Origin of the sequence: Agrobacterium sp. rho-8.1 (assembly GCF_033957725.1) — a bacterium.
Lineage (GTDB): Bacteria > Pseudomonadota > Alphaproteobacteria > Rhizobiales > Rhizobiaceae > Agrobacterium.
Window position 1 is genome coordinate 1,017,412 of sequence record NZ_CP192789.1, and the last position, 16,304, is coordinate 1,033,715.

General features: G+C 58.2%; 15 protein-coding genes and 1 pseudogene. 7 read left to right on the forward strand and 9 right to left on the reverse strand.

The window, feature by feature from the left end:
• Positions 1–20 precede the first annotated feature (20 nt).
• Positions 21–1,313 (forward strand): L,D-transpeptidase family protein, encoded by a 1,293-nt coding sequence (locus RMR21_RS19630; protein ID WP_498671088.1) that lies wholly within the window; start codon positions 21–23, stop codon positions 1,311–1,313.
• Positions 1,310–1,543 carry a sulfurtransferase TusA family protein gene (locus tag RMR21_RS19635; RefSeq protein WP_498671089.1) on the forward strand — a complete coding sequence of 78 codons (234 nt, stop codon included), beginning with the start codon at positions 1,310–1,312 and terminating at the stop codon, positions 1,541–1,543. Before RMR21_RS19630 ends, RMR21_RS19635 begins: the two co-directional genes overlap by 4 nt.
• 19 nt (positions 1,544–1,562) lie before the next feature.
• Here the strand turns inward: RMR21_RS19635 and queE are convergent, their stop codons facing one another.
• From queE to RMR21_RS19670, 7 genes are all read right to left on the reverse strand, one after another.
• Positions 1,563–2,300 (reverse strand): 7-carboxy-7-deazaguanine synthase QueE, encoded by a 738-nt coding sequence (queE, locus tag RMR21_RS19640; protein ID WP_498671090.1) that lies wholly within the window; start codon positions 2,298–2,300, stop codon positions 1,563–1,565.
• The gene (queD, locus tag RMR21_RS19645; protein ID WP_498671091.1) at positions 2,297–2,665 is read right to left on the reverse strand and encodes a 6-carboxytetrahydropterin synthase QueD; all 369 of its coding nucleotides are present in this window, start codon (positions 2,663–2,665) and stop codon (positions 2,297–2,299) included. The genes queE and queD overlap by 4 nt, the downstream gene beginning before the upstream one ends.
• Positions 2,665–3,375, reverse strand: coding sequence for a 7-cyano-7-deazaguanine synthase QueC (gene queC / locus RMR21_RS19650; protein WP_498671092.1), 711 nt, complete (start codon positions 3,373–3,375; stop codon positions 2,665–2,667). The genes queD and queC overlap by 1 nt, the downstream gene beginning before the upstream one ends.
• A gap of 148 nt (positions 3,376–3,523) precedes the next feature.
• Entirely contained in the window at positions 3,524–4,330 is an 807-nt protein-coding gene (locus tag RMR21_RS19655) for an ABC transporter ATP-binding protein (RefSeq protein WP_498671093.1), read from the reverse strand.
• A complete protein-coding gene (locus RMR21_RS19660) occupies positions 4,327–5,322 on the reverse strand; it encodes a FecCD family ABC transporter permease (protein ID WP_498671838.1) in 996 nt (331 codons plus the stop codon). Before RMR21_RS19660 ends, RMR21_RS19655 begins: the two co-directional genes overlap by 4 nt.
• A gap of 41 nt (positions 5,323–5,363) precedes the next feature.
• Positions 5,364–6,407: a FecCD family ABC transporter permease gene (locus RMR21_RS19665; RefSeq protein WP_498671094.1), complete on the reverse strand. Its 1,044-nt coding sequence runs from the start codon at positions 6,405–6,407 to the stop codon at positions 5,364–5,366.
• Positions 6,407–7,369 carry an iron-siderophore ABC transporter substrate-binding protein gene (locus RMR21_RS19670; protein WP_498671840.1) on the reverse strand — a complete coding sequence of 321 codons (963 nt, stop codon included), beginning with the start codon at positions 7,367–7,369 and terminating at the stop codon, positions 6,407–6,409. The genes RMR21_RS19665 and RMR21_RS19670 overlap by 1 nt, the downstream gene beginning before the upstream one ends.
• Before the next feature lie 277 nt (positions 7,370–7,646).
• Between RMR21_RS19670 and RMR21_RS19675 the strand changes: the two genes are divergently transcribed.
• Positions 7,647–9,767, forward strand: a complete 2,121-nt coding sequence (locus tag RMR21_RS19675; protein WP_498671095.1) for a TonB-dependent siderophore receptor — start codon at positions 7,647–7,649, stop codon at positions 9,765–9,767.
• Between the two features lie 208 nt (positions 9,768–9,975).
• Here the strand turns inward: RMR21_RS19675 and RMR21_RS19680 are convergent.
• Together RMR21_RS19680 and RMR21_RS19685 are read right to left on the reverse strand one after the other, a co-directional pair.
• Positions 9,976–10,262, reverse strand: a pseudogene (locus RMR21_RS19680) (transposase); the annotation flags it as partial.
• A gap of 373 nt (positions 10,263–10,635) precedes the next feature.
• Positions 10,636–11,127 carry a MarR family winged helix-turn-helix transcriptional regulator gene (locus tag RMR21_RS19685; RefSeq protein ID WP_498671097.1) on the reverse strand — a complete coding sequence of 164 codons (492 nt, stop codon included), beginning with the start codon at positions 11,125–11,127 and terminating at the stop codon, positions 10,636–10,638.
• Between the two features lie 85 nt (positions 11,128–11,212).
• On the opposite strand from RMR21_RS19685, the gene RMR21_RS19690 reads away from it, so the two are divergent.
• The 4 genes from RMR21_RS19690 to RMR21_RS19705 all read left to right on the forward strand — a co-directional run bounded on the left by RMR21_RS19690 (position 11,213) and on the right by RMR21_RS19705 (position 16,269).
• Positions 11,213–11,614 carry an aldehyde dehydrogenase family protein gene (locus tag RMR21_RS19690; protein ID WP_498671098.1) on the forward strand — a complete coding sequence of 134 codons (402 nt, stop codon included), beginning with the start codon at positions 11,213–11,215 and terminating at the stop codon, positions 11,612–11,614.
• A gap of 147 nt (positions 11,615–11,761) precedes the next feature.
• The gene (locus tag RMR21_RS19695) at positions 11,762–12,601 is read left to right on the forward strand and encodes a p-hydroxycinnamoyl CoA hydratase/lyase (RefSeq protein ID WP_498671099.1); all 840 of its coding nucleotides are present in this window, start codon (positions 11,762–11,764) and stop codon (positions 12,599–12,601) included.
• A gap of 105 nt (positions 12,602–12,706) precedes the next feature.
• Positions 12,707–14,833, forward strand: a complete 2,127-nt coding sequence (locus RMR21_RS19700) for an acetate--CoA ligase family protein (protein ID WP_498671100.1) — start codon at positions 12,707–12,709, stop codon at positions 14,831–14,833.
• Positions 14,834–14,916: 83 nt separating this feature from the next.
• Positions 14,917–16,269 carry an MFS transporter gene (locus tag RMR21_RS19705; protein ID WP_498671102.1) on the forward strand — a complete coding sequence of 451 codons (1,353 nt, stop codon included), beginning with the start codon at positions 14,917–14,919 and terminating at the stop codon, positions 16,267–16,269.
• Positions 16,270–16,304 lie beyond the last annotated feature (35 nt).

Genomic DNA, 16,304 nt, shown 5'->3' on the forward strand with positions numbered 1-16,304 from the left:
CTGCAAATCGGTGAAACGTCATGCGTTTGAGACATATTCTGCTTCTCGCCTGTACGGCTCTGATGCTGACTGGCTGTAACGAAACGCTCGAAACGGTCGAGCGGGACGTGTCGCATGTCAAGAACAAGGTTGACTACCCGCTCTCTCCATCCATTCTCGCTGAAATCGACAAGAAGAATATGGATCGCAATGCGCCGATCATGATGCGTATTTTCAAGGAAGAAGGGAAGCTTGAAATCTGGAAAGCGCGACGCGACAACCGTTTCGAGGTGATCGCGTCCTACGACATTTGTGCATGGTCGGGAAAGCTTGGTCCCAAGGTCAAGGAAGGCGACCGTCAGGCGCCGGAAGGCTTCTACAATCTGACGCCAGCGCACTTGAACCCGAATTCCAACTATTACCTTGCCATCAATACCGGTTTTCCCAACCGCTATGATCAGGCCAATGGCCGCAACGGCACCAATCTGATGATCCACGGTGCATGCTCGTCGTCGGGCTGTTATTCGATGACCGATGCGCAGGTTCTTGAAATCTACGGTTTCGCACGCGACGCCTTTAAGGGTGGCCAGAAGACCGTGCAACTTCAGGCATTGCCATTCCGTATGACGGCGGAAAACATGGCGCGCCACCGCAACAGCGAGCACTACGAATTCTGGAAGATGCTCAAGGTCGGCTACGATAATTTTGAAGTCACCAAGCGCCCGCCCGAAGTCAACGTCTGCGAAAAGAAATATGTCTTCAACCAGCAGGCCGAAGCCGGTCAGTTCAATGCCTCCGCGTCCTGCCCCAAGATGAGCACTCCGCCCGCTCTTGCCAGTGCCCTTCAAAGCTATGCCAAGACCTATGATGTCGCCTACACCAAAGCGACGAAGAAGCTTGACGGCATGGTTTGGTACGACCCGAGTGAGGCCGAGCGTAAAGCGATTGTAGCAACAAAGCGCAAGGGCCGTGAGCCTGCTTATGCGCCGACTGGTTCGGCTCTCAAGGCCGGACGATTGATGAAGGAAACCGAATTCTTAGCGCTGATGGAAAAGAAGGCTTCCAAAGGCATTTCTGGCCAGGCCGCAACCGCCATGGCCTCAGCCTCCAACCCTGGCGCAACCACTGCCGCGACACTTGGCAGGCCGCAGACCGATGCTGGCCGCGTGGCACCAACTGTCATGGTTGCGGCGACGCCGCCTGCTCCAGCACAGCCGACGACTGTTGCGCAAGCTGCTCCGGTTCCCGCTGTCAATCCTTTGGCGTTCTCCGCGCCGCCGCCGGTTGAGGATGCCCAAAAGAAGCCGTTCTGGAAGTTCTGGTCCAAGGAATGACGGGCACCGCTCCCATGGTTTATGATTTAAGGGGGCTGAAATGCCCCCTTCCTGTTTTAAAAAGTCGCAAGAAACTATCGACGATGGTGGCGGGTGAAACGCTTTGGGTGGAAACCACGGATGATCTCGCCGTGCTTGATATTGCCCATATGTGCAACGAAGACGGTCATAGTCTTTTGGAGACGGTAGCGATGCCAACAGGGCATCGGTTCTTGATCCGCAAGCGATAGGTGGCTTGACCGATAGCTGTTAGACGCCGCGCTTGTTCCCCCAGAGCAGCAAATGCAGTTGCGGAAGCACGCGGACATCGAACCACTGGTCGGCGCTCACTTTCTCCACAAGCCACAACATGCGGTCCATGACACCGTCGATATCGACGGTCGCATTATCATCTTCGGGCGGTGGTGCAGTGTGGTTGCCCGGTTGAAGATAAACCGGAAGGTGGGGATAGCGCTGGTGGGCGTCTCTGGCATATGCGAAGTCTGCGTCGTCAAACACCACGATTTTCAGCGCAAGTTGCGGTCCGCTGCCTGCTGCTATGAGACAGCGCTCAAGCAAGGCCCAGTCCGTCCGCATACCACTGGACGGCGGCTTGGGACTGAGTACCAGATAGTCGAGATCTGAGAACCAGTCTTTCGCAACGCTTCCCTGGGTTTCCAGAGCAAAGCGGTAACCTTCCCCATGACCTCTGTTAATGAGGGGCCCAAGCGGCTGAATGGCTGGATTTCCGCCGGATAGGGAGACTGCCAACGGCTTTCCGCTGGATAGCCGGGTGACCTGCTGCCAGATGGTATCAGTTGACATAGGCTGCCAGTCGTCACGATACTTGCTATCGACAGCATGTAGCGTATCGCACCACGAGCAGCGATAATCGCATCCACCGGTGCGAACGAAGACGGTGGGAAGCCCGATAAGGGGGCCTTCGCCTTGGATCGTCGGGCCAAAAATCTCACTGATACGAACGAGCGCTTCTTTTTGCGTGATCATGGCTTTGGCTGAGGGCGATATTCGGCCCATGTTTTTGCAGTTTCGCTGACGCGAACAGCGCTCGTTTCCGGCAGGCGCTCCTTGCACCAGTCGTAGAAGTGCTTTGCAAGGCATTCAGCCGTTACGCTGTCATGCCCCATGACATCGTTGAGGTGGCGGTGATCGAAATGGTCATCGATGTAATGCTTCAGCGGCGCAAGCTCCTGATAATCGCGCACGAAGCCGTGGTTGTTGAGTTCTTTTCCTGAAAGTTCAACCTCAACAATGTAATTGTGTCCATGCAGCCGTGCGCATTGGTGGTCGGCAGGCAGGCTCTTGAGCTGATGGGAGGCAGAGAAGTGAAATTCCTTGGTGATCCGGTACATTACTTTACCTCCTGCGCCACATAGGCACCGGTAGCTGCGATCCAGAAATCCGGGTCCTTATAATCGGTGGGGTCGTCAACTCCGGCCAGATGAAAGGCTTCACGGCGTTCCACACAGGTGCCACAGCGCCCGCAGTGGCGTGTACCACCCTTGTAGCAGGACCATGTTTCCGCAAACGGCGTCTCGTGCTTGGCGCCATCTGTCACGATATCGGCTTTCGAGCCTGTGACATAGGGCGCATAGAGCTTGACCTTGGCATAGCCTTCCAGGGCGTGGCGTTGCATGTCGTTGAAACTGTCGATGAAGCCGGGACGGCAGTCGGGGTAGATGAAATGGTCGCCGCCATGCACGGCAATGGCAACGGCATCCGCCTGTTGGGCTGCTGCCAGCCCGAAGGCGATTGTGAGCATGATGGCATTGCGGTTGGGAACGACGGTGGAGCGCATCGTCTCTTCCGCATAATGGCCGTCGGGAACGTCGACATCGTCTGTCAGCGCCGAGCCCGTCAGATGCGCGCCGATGGTGCGGATGTCGATGATGTGATGGGCAACGCCGAGGCGTGTTGCGCAGCGCGCGGCGAAGTCCAGCTCCTTCTTGTGGCGCTGTCCGTAGTCGAATGACACCAGCGCGAGTAGTTCATGTTCAGTCGCAATTTTATGCGCAAGCGAAACGGAGTCCAATCCGCCAGAGCAGATGACGATAGTCTTCATGATGAGATCCCTTGTTTTGACCGGGTGGGCTGCGACCGGATTTATGGTTGCGGCTTCTAGCGCAAGTCGCGATCGTTGTGAAGAGGCGCTCGCTTTTTAGAACCTACACTTCAGTGGACGGTAAGCCTGGTTGTGCGAATACCAAAAACTAATGGGCAGATTTCATGCGATGACGACCGATAGGAAGCATGATTGGCCGACCCGATGTCGGGTCTGCGATGATGCAGCTCTCAAGGCCAAAGACTGCGCGGATGTTATCTTCCGTCAAGACCTGTTCAGGTGTTCCCATCACGTGCAGACGCCCATCCGCCATGGCGACGAGATAATCGGCGTAGCGTGCTGCCAGATTAAGATCGTGAAGGACCATGACGATGGTTGTGCCGCGGCTGTGATTGAGGTCGGTCAGGAGATCAAGCACCTCAACCTGATGGCTGATGTCCAGAAATGTCGTCGGCTCATCGAGAAGCAGGAGTTCCGTCTGTTGCGCGAGTGCCATGGCGATCCAGACCCGTTGCCGTTGCCCGCCCGAAAGCTCATCCACGGGCCGTTCTGCAAGTTCGAAGGTCTTCGTCGCTTCCAGTGCGGCGGCAACCGCTTGGTCATCCTCACAGGTCCACCTGGAGAGAAAGCCTTGATGCGGATGCCTCCCGCGACTGACGAGATCCGCCACCGTGATGCCCTCAGGCGCTATGGGGGATTGCGGAAGCAAGCCCAATGTCCTCGCCAGCTTTTTGGGCGCGATGCTATGGATTGATTTTCCGTCCAGCAAAACATGTCCTCTTTTCGGGGAAAGAAGACGGGACATGGTACGTAACAGCGTGGATTTACCACAGGCATTGGCCCCGACGATGACGGTGATCTTCCCCGAAGGTACGGTGAGATCAAGGTTTTCCAAGATGACAGTGTCGCCGTAACCCGCAGACAATTGGTGTGATTGAAGAGAATGAGTTGTCAAAGCGAGCCTCCGGTCCGGTTGACGCGTATGATCAAGAAAATCAGATAGGGTGCACCGAGCGCTCCTGTGACAACCCCCACCGGATAGCGGCTTGGCAGCAGAAACTGACCGGCATAATCGCCAGCAAGCACCAACAGTGCCCCGACCAAAGCTGCGGGAAGGAGCACTGAGCCATGAGGGCCGACGATGCGCTGTGCAATCGGACCTGAAAGAAATGCCACGAAGGCAATTGGCCCTGTGATGGCCGTTGCACAAGCAATCATGCCAACCGAAGCGATGATGACGATGACGCGGGTGACGCCGACGCGTACGCCCAATGCGGCGGCCGTGTCATCACCCAATCTCAGCGCCTGAAGATCGCGCTGGCGGCCAAGGAGCAGTGTCGCGAAGACAACAAGCCCCAGCAGAAGCGGCAGGACCTGCGAGAGCTGCGCGCCGTTGACGCTGCCCGTCAGCCAACGCATGGCTTCTTGCAGGTTCCAGGCCGGAGCGGTCGAAAGAATATAGGCGATCATGCTTTCCAGCATGGCAGAGACGCCAATGCCGACAAGGACGAGCCGCGTTCCGGCAACACCGTTTCGAGACGAAAGCCCATAGACTGACAAGGCGACGCCAAGGCCAGCTACCACGGCAAAGACCGAAACGATGGGACCTTTCAGCGATAGGATGACGATTGCAAAGACCGCTGCTGCGCTCGCACCGGAACTGATGCCGATAATATCGGGGCTCGCGAGTGGATTGCGCAGCATGATCTGAAAGGCTACGCCGCCGAGCCCGAAGCTGAGGCCCGCGAGAACGGACATCAAAGCGCGCGGCAATCGCAACTGTCCGACAGTAAAGCTTGCACCAGCGACGTCCTCGCCCAGCAATACGCGCATGACATCTGCTGGTGAAATAAAGGATTGACCAAGCACGAGAGTGAGCACGAAGAGCGCAAGCAGGAGTACGATGAGGACAGTCATGACCCGCAGGTGTTTGCGCGCATGTTTCATGCGGCTTTCGGTGATGGAACGAATGATCGGAGACAGCATCGTCATAGTTCGCGCACCCGCTGGCGCCTGACGACCCAAGTGAAAAACGGCGCACCGATCAGCGCGGTTACGATGCCCACGTCGAGCTCGGCCGGGCGCGCGATGATGCGCCCGATAATGTCGGCAGCCAGCAACAGGCTAGCTCCTCCCAATGCAGAAAACGGCAGAAGCCAGCGGTGATCGACCCCGACCAGCAGCCGACAGAGATGCGGCACGACAAGTCCCAGAAAACCGATGGGTCCACAGACTGCAGTGGTTGCGCCGCAGAGCAGGATCGCGCCAAGTGCCGAAAAGGCGCGGGCAATAGCCACACGCTCCCCGAGGCCTGCCGCCAGTTCGTCCCCCAGAGCCAGCAAGTTGAGCCTTCGTGCCGAAAGCATGCTGATAAGAAAGCCGACGGCGAGAAATGGCAGGACTTGTGAAATGCGATCAAAGGTCGCGCCGCCGACGCCGCCAATCTGCCAGGACCGAATACCCCCGGCAATATCATTCCTTGGCAAGACCACGGCAATGACCAACGACGAAAATGCCACGGAGGTTGCGGCTCCAGCCAGCGCCAGCTTGAGAGGCGTGGCACCTCCCCGACCCAGCGAACCGATCGTGTAAACGAACACGGCCGAACATCCCGCACCTGCGATTGCGGTCCAGATAAACGCGTTGGTCGAGGCGATGTTGAACCACGCAACGCCACTCACCACCGCCAGCGAGGCTCCCATATTGACGCCGAGTATTCCGGGATCTGCCAAGGGATTGCGCGTGACACCCTGCATGATGGCGCCGGATAGACCGAGTGCAGCACCAGCAATCACCGCCAGGACGGTCCGGGGTATACGAACGAGAACTGCAGCTTGACCGATATTGTCGCTGTTCCCGCCCAAAGCGGCAAGAATATCGGTCCACGCGACCTCTCTCGTGCCGATGGCAACGGAAAGCGTGCACAACACCACGAGGGTCGCCATCACGGCGGTAAGCCATAGCGAACGTCTCGTGTTGGACCGCATCGTGACACCGACTTGCTCACTGCGCTTGAAGCGTCGAAACGTCATTATTGCAGTCCAGTCGACTTTTCTGCTGCTTCGGCCAGCAAAGCCGCATAATCCCTCAAAACCCACGAGATGGACAGAGGTGTGGGGTTCGCCGCCGTGCCGAGAGGGTTTCGACCAAGCATGACAGTGGATTTGTGAAGAACCGCAGGCATTTTTGACAAAAGCGGATCGGCCTCCACCGCGTCAAGCAATGGCTTGCCGCCATAGGTCACGATGATGTCGACATCGTCAAAGGCATCCACGCGCTCGGCGCTCAGGCTGGACGCGAATTGTCCGGGCTTTGAGGCTTCTCTGACGCTTTTTGGTGATGTCAGACCGAGGTCCGCAAAGAATTTCACGCGCGTATCATTGGCGGTGTAGAAATTGATCGTGCTGAGGTTGGTGGCGTCCAGATGCGTGACAAACATGGCCGATTTTCCCTTGAGTTGCGGATAGCCGGCGACCGCTTGAGCAATCTCACCTTCCGTGCGCTTGATCAACGCCTCAGCCTCTGCGGCCATGCCGAGACCTGCGCTGTTGAAGCGGATCATGTCGCGCCAGTCTGTTGCCCATGGCGATTGCGGGTAGGCTATCACAGGTGCGATTTGGCTCAGCGTGTCGTAATCCGCTTGGCTCAGACCGGAATAGGCAGCCAAGATGACGTCCGGTTTCGTAGAAGCGACAGCTTCGAAATCGATGCCGTCTCCCTCATCAAACAGGACAGGCGTCTGGGCACCGAGCGCCTTTAGCCGTTCTGCCACCCAGGGCAACAGGCCATCACCGTCATCGTCACCGAAATTGGCCGCAGCAAAACCAACCGGCACGATGCCGAGAGCCAAGGGAACCTCATGATTGGCCCAGGCGACCGTCGCGACACGTTCAGGCTTCTTGTCAATCGTGGTCGTCCCCAACGCATGCTTGATGACGAGGGGATAGACCGTTGCGTCCACAGTCTGTGCACTTGTTGATGTGGCAAACGACATGATGACAGCAATGATGGGCGCGAAAGCGCGGGCAACGCGCAGCATGGGCGATACTCTCCGATATTAAAGTTGAGTTCGTTTCTCAGCTTCACGGTCGCGGGTCAAGGTTGATGTGGTGGTGACGCAACAGCGAGTGGGGAAGTTTCCGTGGTTTTCTCCAAAACCGTGGAATTGTACAATACCGGATAATATCTCTCAAGTTATTCCCCTTTATCATGGAGCTCCGGTGTTCTGCCGAGATTGCCAGCGACAGCAACACCACTTCTGGAATTTGATCATGAAGACTGAGACGAAAAGCGGGAATTCGGGCCAGCCGTGGCATCGCTATCACAAGGCCATCCTGTTGGGATGCACGGCACTTGTCGCATTTTCTCCGACGCGGCTCATCGCGCAGGACGTTGGCGCTTCAGGCGGCACGGTTCTTGAAACAATCGTTGTCGATGGATCGGGTGGCGACGATAACGAAAAATCAATTATAGCCAGACGCACGACTGGCGCTGGAAAAATGCCAAGCGAAGTATTGACGACGCCGGCTTCGGTCTCCGTCATCACGGCAAAGGAAATCAAAGAGCGCGCCGCGACGAGCGTCGAGCAGGTCGTACAGTACACAGCCGGCGTAGTGACTGATTTTTATGGCTCGGATGATCGTTGGGATTTCTTCGATATCCGTGGTTTTACGCCCTACACCTATCGTGATGGACTGGCCATTGGCAGGACGTTCGGCGGCGTTCGCGAAGAACCTTATGCTTTCGAGCGTATCGAAGTTCTGAAGGGCACAAGTTCTAGCAGCTTCGGATCGGCCGAACCTGGCGGGGCAGTAAATTATGTTACCAAATTGCCGAAAAGCGATCGTTTCGGCGAGGCTTACGTTACCGGTGGTTCGTTTGACCACAAGGAACTTGGGTTGGATTTTGGCGACAACATCACGCAAGACGATACGCTTTCCTATCGCTTGACGGGCAAGTTTCAGAACGCGGATGCCGAGTACGACTACTCGAAGGATAACGAGAAATTCCTCATGGGCGGACTGACATGGCGTCCCACGGACGTGACGAACCTGTCTTTTGTTTTCGATCATCTGAACAAGAATGGTGTACCGGGCAGCGGGGGGCATCCTTTTGGTTCGGATTTCGACAGAAGCAAATTCTTCGGTGAGCCGGACTATTATTTCAACAACACCAATCGCAACACGTACAGTCTGATGTTCGATCATGACTTTGGAGATGGTCTGAGCTTTGGTTCCAAGGCACGATATAGCAAGACGAATACCGGTTTTGGCAGTGCATATCTGCAGAACCCGACGGCTGGATTTCCAAACCTGACGGATCGTTACTTTTTTGGTAGCGACAAATCCTCCGAACAATTCGTCATTGACGCTAATCTTGTTTATGAGCGGAACTTTGATGACGTCGAGAGCCGGACGCTTCTCGGCGTTGAATACAATAATTTCAAATCAGAGGAGGCCAGTCTGTTCGTGCCGAACGGCCCGCCTCCGATTGACTCCGCAAATCCGGTCTATACCGGCGGCCCGAACGTTGGGCTTACGCCCGGAAATGGAAACGACCAAACAACGAAGGCCATCTATCTTCAGCAGGATGTCACTTACCAGGACAGGCTGACTGTTAGCCTCGGTCTACGGAACGACTGGCTCGATCTTAGTCAAACACAATTGTCGTCTGGTGCTTCAACGTCGGATGACCATAGCGAATTTAGCAAGAAGGTGGGCCTTAGCTATAAAATTACAGAGGAATTCGCTGCCTTTGCAAGCTACGCCGAGTCGGCAGCCGCCCCCGGCGTCGGGACAGAGCCGACGACTGGTAAGCAATATGAAGTTGGTATAAAGTACCAGCTGGAGGCTTTTCCCGCCCTGTTCACCGCGTCGCTCTATGACCTGACAAAGGGAAACATCACAGTCTATGATAGCGTGACGTACCTGCCAGATTCCGTCGAAAAGGTTCGCCACCGCGGGATTGAACTTGAAGCCAAAGCGGAGCTGACGGACAGCATCAATCTGATCGCGGCCTACAGCTATATCGACTCCAAGATCGAAGAGCCGGATGGCGTGAATGACGGAAACCGCCTTATGCGCGTGCCCAAGCATGTCGCGTCAATTTGGACAACTTACACACTGGAAGGTGAGGGCGCTCGCGGCGATACGACCTTTGGCGTTGGAGCCCGATATTCTGACAGCTACTTTACGAACATCCAGAACACAATTGCATCGGAAAGTGCGGTCGTGTTCGATGCGGCCATTACTTATAAGATCAAGGAAAATACGACGCTGCAGCTCAATGCCAGCAACGTGTTTGACGAAAAACATGTCGCAAGCCAGGACAGCGGTGGGATTTATTACAATCCAGGCCGTGCGATTTACGCCACGCTTCGCCAGACCTGGTAATGTTCCAGGGTTAAGGCTGAAACCGCCGCCATGAGTCGGTGGCGGTTTCAGGCGTACCAGATCATGCCACACTGTTTGAAAGCCTTCGTAACTCGCTCCCGATAAAAACCTCGCTGACATCCCGCAGGTGAAGGTGCTCCCGTCTCTTCACGATGACACCGTGAAGGCCGTCTTGCGATGACATGCTGGGACCAAACACTTGGGGTCGATCCTGCTCATATCCAGCAGCCCTGAAGTCGTTTTCGCATTCTGTTGTGGTGACGGAGGCATCAGTTCGCCCACGGCGTTCTATAGAGTATCGATCTTTTGCTCTCCCCGCGCCCGCAACAATGGCCTTCAACTTCCAGAAAGCATTCTCAACAGGATTGTTGTCGGGGCTATTAGGCGGCAGGAATGTCAACTTGGCCTGATGCGCCCGGTGGTATCGCGCACCCCAGCTGTTTCGTGTGCGGGCAGATTATCGCTGACGACAATATCGCCAGGGACAATCTGGGGGTTCCGCAATGCTTGCTACCTACGCGTGTATCCTCATGACGTTTTCCGTCGCCTGAGTTTTCTTCAGGGGGCATGGCGTAAGCCTTTTCGTAAAGCGGGTTGGCTGCAACGACACCGAGATCGCCGAGCAGCTTGCCGCCAAAGATCGGCAACCATGCTTTCAGGGCCGAGCGCGGCTAAACGTGCGCGTGCGGCAGCGTCATCTAGCCCGGGCACCTGCAACAGGAGCGGTTAGCCCAAACCCAAACCCTTTGGTCGCTCCGATGGATCGAATAGTAGCCGCGCCGAGGGCGGTGCCGGAAAGCATGCGCATGGCGGCGCGACCTTCAAAGTTTTCACCGGTGCACCAATCGCTTCTCCTGTCGCCGCTCTGTCACCCTCCCTTTTTCCAGAACGGACCGAGTAGATCCATCAGCAACTCGCGGGACCGGGACGGCAAGGCGCCGAAGAATTCTCGTTCATGCTCCAGCATGACCTGCTCGGCGTCCTCGGCGGCCCGTCTGCCGTCTGCGGTTACGGTCAGCCCGAAGGATTTTCCGCCGATATGTTCTCGCTCGATCAATCGGCGTCTTTCAAGCGATGCGGTCAACGGCACCATGTTCGCCCGTTGGATGCCAAGGATCCGGCCGATCTCGCTTTGAATGATGCGGTCGTTGCCCGCGATCAGGATAATCACGGATGCTTCGCTTGGGGTCAGGTCGATCCGCGCAAGCCTTTGGGCAAGTACGCCCATCAGAAAACTCGATGCCCTTCGAAGCTGATAGCCGAGATGGTCGTCGAGGGGGTTGGTGACGGTCGTTAGGGAGGGCGTGGCGTGAGGTGACGCGTCCTGTGATGACGACGAGGCGGTTTCGATCCTGATCATGTCCGACCCTAGAAAATTTCGCTTGCCAATTCAAATCAAAATGTCATGTTATATAACATATCATGAGACGGGAGGCTCGATGGTCATGAATATCGCTCATAAACTAGCTCCATCAGATCGTAACGCGACGTTCGAGCAGATCATCGTTTTGGACGCGATGGCGGATGGCTTCGTCGCGCGCTTTCAGGCCGCGCGATTGATCCGTGATGAGAGCTTTGGTCCGGTTGTCGCCGTCGGCAGGGTGCGGGACGAGGACCACGCCGTCGATCCGGCAAATGACACCGCGCGTGGCCTGCGTGTCGCCCGGCGGGTGAGATCCGGGATTTGCGAAATCAATGGACCGACCGTCCGCGACAAGGCGCAGACGCGGCTGGGTGGCGTCAAAAGCTCAGGCTATGGCCACTTCGGCGGCAAGGCGGACATCGAGGCCCTTGCCGCGTTGCGCTGGATCACGCCGGATACAAAGGACCGTCACTTCCCGGAGTGAGGCCATCCGGCGAAGGCGTAATACACAAGCCAAACAAAACGGCGTCTAGGGGCATGGACCGGTGTGAACCGGCCAGCCTTGAGGAGGTCGGCTGTCTTCAAGAGCGTTCATCGAACGGCCGCCGTTCGTCACATAAGGAGAAATACCATGGATTTGCATCGCCAGGAACAGGACACCGTCACTTTCGAAATCATTGATCGGGTCGCCTGGGTCAGCTTCAATCGTCCCGACAAGCGCAACGCCATGAACCCGGCACTCAATCGTCGGATGATGGACGTTCTGGACGAGCTTGAATTTTCCGAGGACGTTGGCGTCCTCGTGCTCACCGGTGAGGGAACAGCATGGTCCGCCGGCATGGACCTCAAGGAATACTTTCGTGAGACCGAGAGCCAAGGACTGCGCGGTACACGCAGAGCGCAGCGGGAAAGCTATGGTTGGTGGCGTCGGCTGCGGTGGTACCAGAAGCCCACCATCGCCATGGTCAATGGCTGGTGCTTCGGCGGCGGCTACGGCCCACTGTTTGCTTGCGATCTGGCCTTTGCTGCGGAAGAGGCGAAGTTCGGTCTTTCCGAAATCAACTGGGGCATCCTCCCGGGCGGGGGGGCCACCAAGGTCGCGCTGGAGCTGACCGGTTTTCGCAACGCGATGTACCATGCGCTCACGGGCGAGAACATCGATGGACGGAAGGCCGCCGAATGGGGCTTCGTCAACGAGGCCCTGCCGCTCGACCAGTTGAAAGCCCGCGTCGGCGAGGTCGCGCAGGTGCTTCTCAAAAAGAACCCCGTTGCCCTCAAGGCCACCAAGGATGCCGTGCGCCGGGTCGGCACAATGACCTACGACGAAGCGGAAGATTATCTCGTCCGCGCCCAGGAGGCCGCCAACAGCTACGACAACGAGGGACGGAAGGAAGGGATCCGGCAGTTCATCGATGAGAAGAGCTACAAGCCCGGTCTCGGTGCCTACGACCGGTCGAAGTCGAAAGCATAGACCTATGGGTCCGTATCGCACGGGGAGACGATGCGGACCTGTCAACGGAGTGTAAGGAAAGCCGTCGCTCCCATGGATGCGCGGCCCTGTGGAGGAGAGACGACTGTGGATCAAGATATCCGGTTCCCGCCTGCAAATGCCATCGGCCGCCTGCTTCGTCCGGCCTCCGTGGCGATCATCGGCGCATCCGACAAACCCGGCGCCCTGGGCGCGTCGGTCCTTGCCAATCTCGACCGTTTGCGGTTTCCCGGCGAGATATTTCTCGTCAACCCCAACCGGGCGGAGATCGGCGGTCGCGCCTGCCTGAAGGCCATCGGCGATCTGCCGGAGGGTGTCGACGTGGCGATCCTCGCCATTCCGCGTGCCTCCGTCCTTGATGCCGTGAAGGCGCTCGCGGCACGCAAAACCGGCGCAGTGGTCATCTTCTCGGCCGGCTTTGCCGAGGGTGGCGCCGAGGGATTGGCCGAACAACGCGAGATCGCCGCCATTGCGGCACGTAGCGGAATGATGGTCGAGGGGCCTAACTGCCTCGGCCTCGTCAACTTCGTCGATGGAATCCCCCTGACATTCATCGAGACGCCCGATATCAGACTTGACGGCCGTCCGGGCATAGGCATTGTCTCCCAGTCCGGCGCAATCGCCGCCGTCGTGGATAGTACCCTGCTTGCGCGCGGCCTAGGCCTGTCTTTCTCGATCTCGACCGGGAACGAAGCGGCAAGTGGCGTCGAGGACTATGTTGAGTACCTGATCGACGATCCCCATACCTGCGTCATCGGCATGGTGGTCGAGCAGTTCCGCAAGCCGGCGCGCTTCCTGCAAGCCGCGCGGCGCTGCATCGCGGCGGGAAAGCCGATCGTTCTCCTGCATCCCGGCCGCAGTAGCGCCGCGCGCGAATCGGCCGCGACCCACACCGGCGCCATGGCGGGCGACTTCCAAGTCATGAAGACCAGTGTCGAGCGGGTGGGCGTCACTCTGGTGGAGACGCTCGAGGAGTTCGGCGATTGCCTGGAACTAACCGCCCGTTACGGCACGATCGGTGGTGGCGGCGCGGCGGTCGTCGGCGAGTCCGGCGCGTTCAAGGCGTTGACGCTCGATCTGGCCGAAGCCTTGGCGCTTCCCCTGCCGCAGATGACCGACGACGACAGTCCCGACCTTCGCGCCGCCCTGCCGCCGTTCGTGCCGGTTAGCAACCCCGTCGACCTCACGGCGCAATCTCTGGTCGATCCAGACCTGTACCGGCGCACGCTCGCTGCCCTTCTGACCGACGATCGCGTCGAGACCATCGTGCTCGGTATCATCCAGACGGACGCTACGACTTGTACCCTGAAGTTCCCCTCTATCCTCGGCGCCATCCAAGACCTGAAACCCACCAAGCCCATCATCGTTGCCGGACTGGACGAGGGCGCGCCGATCCAGTCCGCCTATGTCGATGGCCTTCGCGCTCTTGGTATTGCCTATTTCCCATCCACCGACCGGGTGATGCGGGCCGTGTCCAGGCTTTCAGAACGCGCCCGTCGCACGCTCGCCGTGGGCGGCGGCGAGCCAACGCGGCTGGCAGCCTTGCCGGCCGGTCCGGCAGTCATTCCGGAATATCAGGCCAAGGACCTTCTGCGGCAGGCCGGTTTCGTCTTCCCGGAAGGGGCGCTCGCCACGACGCCGGAAGAGGCCTGCCGACGTGCACATGAGATCGGCTATCCCGTTGTCCTCAAGGCGCAATCCGCCGACCTCTCGCACAAGAGCGACGCCGGCGGTGTCGTCGTCGGCCTTTCCGACGAGGCGGCTGTCTTGAAGGGCTGGGCGGAGCTATCGGCAAATATCGCCCGCCACAAGCCTGGCCTCTTGCTGGACGGGGTGCTTGTGGAGACGATGAGCCCGCGCGGAATAGAACTGATCGTCGGAGCACGCAACGATCCGGAATGGGGTCCTGTCATTCTCGTGGGTTTCGGAGGCGTCCAGGCGGAGATCCTGAAGGACGTGCGCCTGCTCTCAGTGGACCTGACAGAGGAGGCGATCATTGAGGAGATCGGACGGCTGAAATGCGCCGCCCTTCTCGACGGATTTCGTGGAGCCGCTCCCTGCGATGTCGGTGCGGTGGCGGACATCATCAGTCGCCTCGGCCGTATTCTTCGAGCAGAACCGTCTATCCGCGAAATCGACCTCAATCCCGTCGTCGTCTACCCCGGACGCAAGGGTGCCGTCATCCTAGACGCGCTGATGACACTGGGCGACTGAGACCGATAACGCATGAGGGCTTTGCATCCGCGGAGGGCGGGCAGGGTACCTGATTCCATTTCAACCTTGAGGGAGGAACAGCCATGATCGAAGATCCGGAACGGAGTCTCGCGCAGACACCAATGAGCCCTATGCAGATATGGGCCGTCGGTCTGTGCGTTCTGTTGAACGCGCTCGACGGGTTCGATGTGCTGTCGATCAGCTTTGCGTCGCCCGGCATCGCCAAGGAATGGGGCATCGACCGTGCGGCGCTTGGCATTGTCCTGTCGATGGAACTCATCGGCATGGCCATCGGCTCTGTGTGGCTCGGAGGCCTCTGTGACCGGATCGGCAGGCGCGCCGCCGTTCTCGCCAGCCTCGTGCTGATGGCCAGTGGAATGTCGCTGGCAGCGACGGCTTCCGGCATCCTGCCACTGTCGGCCTGGCGGCTCCTGACCGGTCTCGGCATCGGCGGCATGTTGGCGGCAACCAACGCGCTCGCAGCCGAACATGCCAATGCGAAACGCCGAAATTTCGCGGTCGCCCTGATGGCGACAGGCTATCCTGTCGGCGCCGTGATTGGAGGCGCCCTCGTATCGTATTTCCTGGTCGATTACAGCTGGAGAGCGGTGTTTGCCAGTGGGGCCATCGTGACGGCCTGCTGCATACCACTGGTCTACTTCACCCTCCCGGAATCCGTGCCATGGTTGATCCAGCGGCGTCCCAATGGCGCGCTCGAACGGCTCAACGCTGTCCTGAAACGCATGGGCCGTGCAAGTGTCTCCGCCCTGCCGGAACGGGACGGGGTACGCCTGAAACCCGGCATAGGCCAGCTATTTTCCCCGATATTGCTCGTTGCCACTCTGTGCCTGACCTTTGCATATTTTTTCCACATCATGACTTTCTACTTCATCCTGAAATGGGCGCCGAAAATCGTTGCCGATATGGGCTTCATGCCATCTGCTGCCGGTAATGTTCTGGTCTGGGCGAATATTGGCGGCATCGTCGGCTCGATCGTCGTCAGCATCCTCGCTCAGCGCTTTCCTGTGAAGAACCTGACGATCGGAGTCATGGTGATCGCGACGGTTCTTGTCGCTCTGTTCGGGCGCAGCGCTCCAGATCTCGTGCAGCTCTCCATTCTCGCGGCTATTGCAGGATGCGCCACAAATGCGGGCGTTGTCGGCATGTATGCCATCGTTGCCGAGACGTTTCCCACCGAAGTCCGCGCGAGCGGTACCGGCTTCGTCATCGGCATCGGCCGAGGTGGCGCAGCCCTCAGCCCCATTATTGCTGGCATGCTGTTTGCAAACGGGGCCAGCCTCCCGACTGTCGCCCTTGCCATGGGCCTCGGTTCGACCATCGCTGCCCTCACGATCCTGTTGCTCGGTCTTCGACGGATGGGGCCAAAGAGGGGCGCGGCCGACCCTGCGATAGGAAACATCAAGCAAAGGCTTTGATACGGATTGGCTGCTGTGACCAACGACACTTTCGT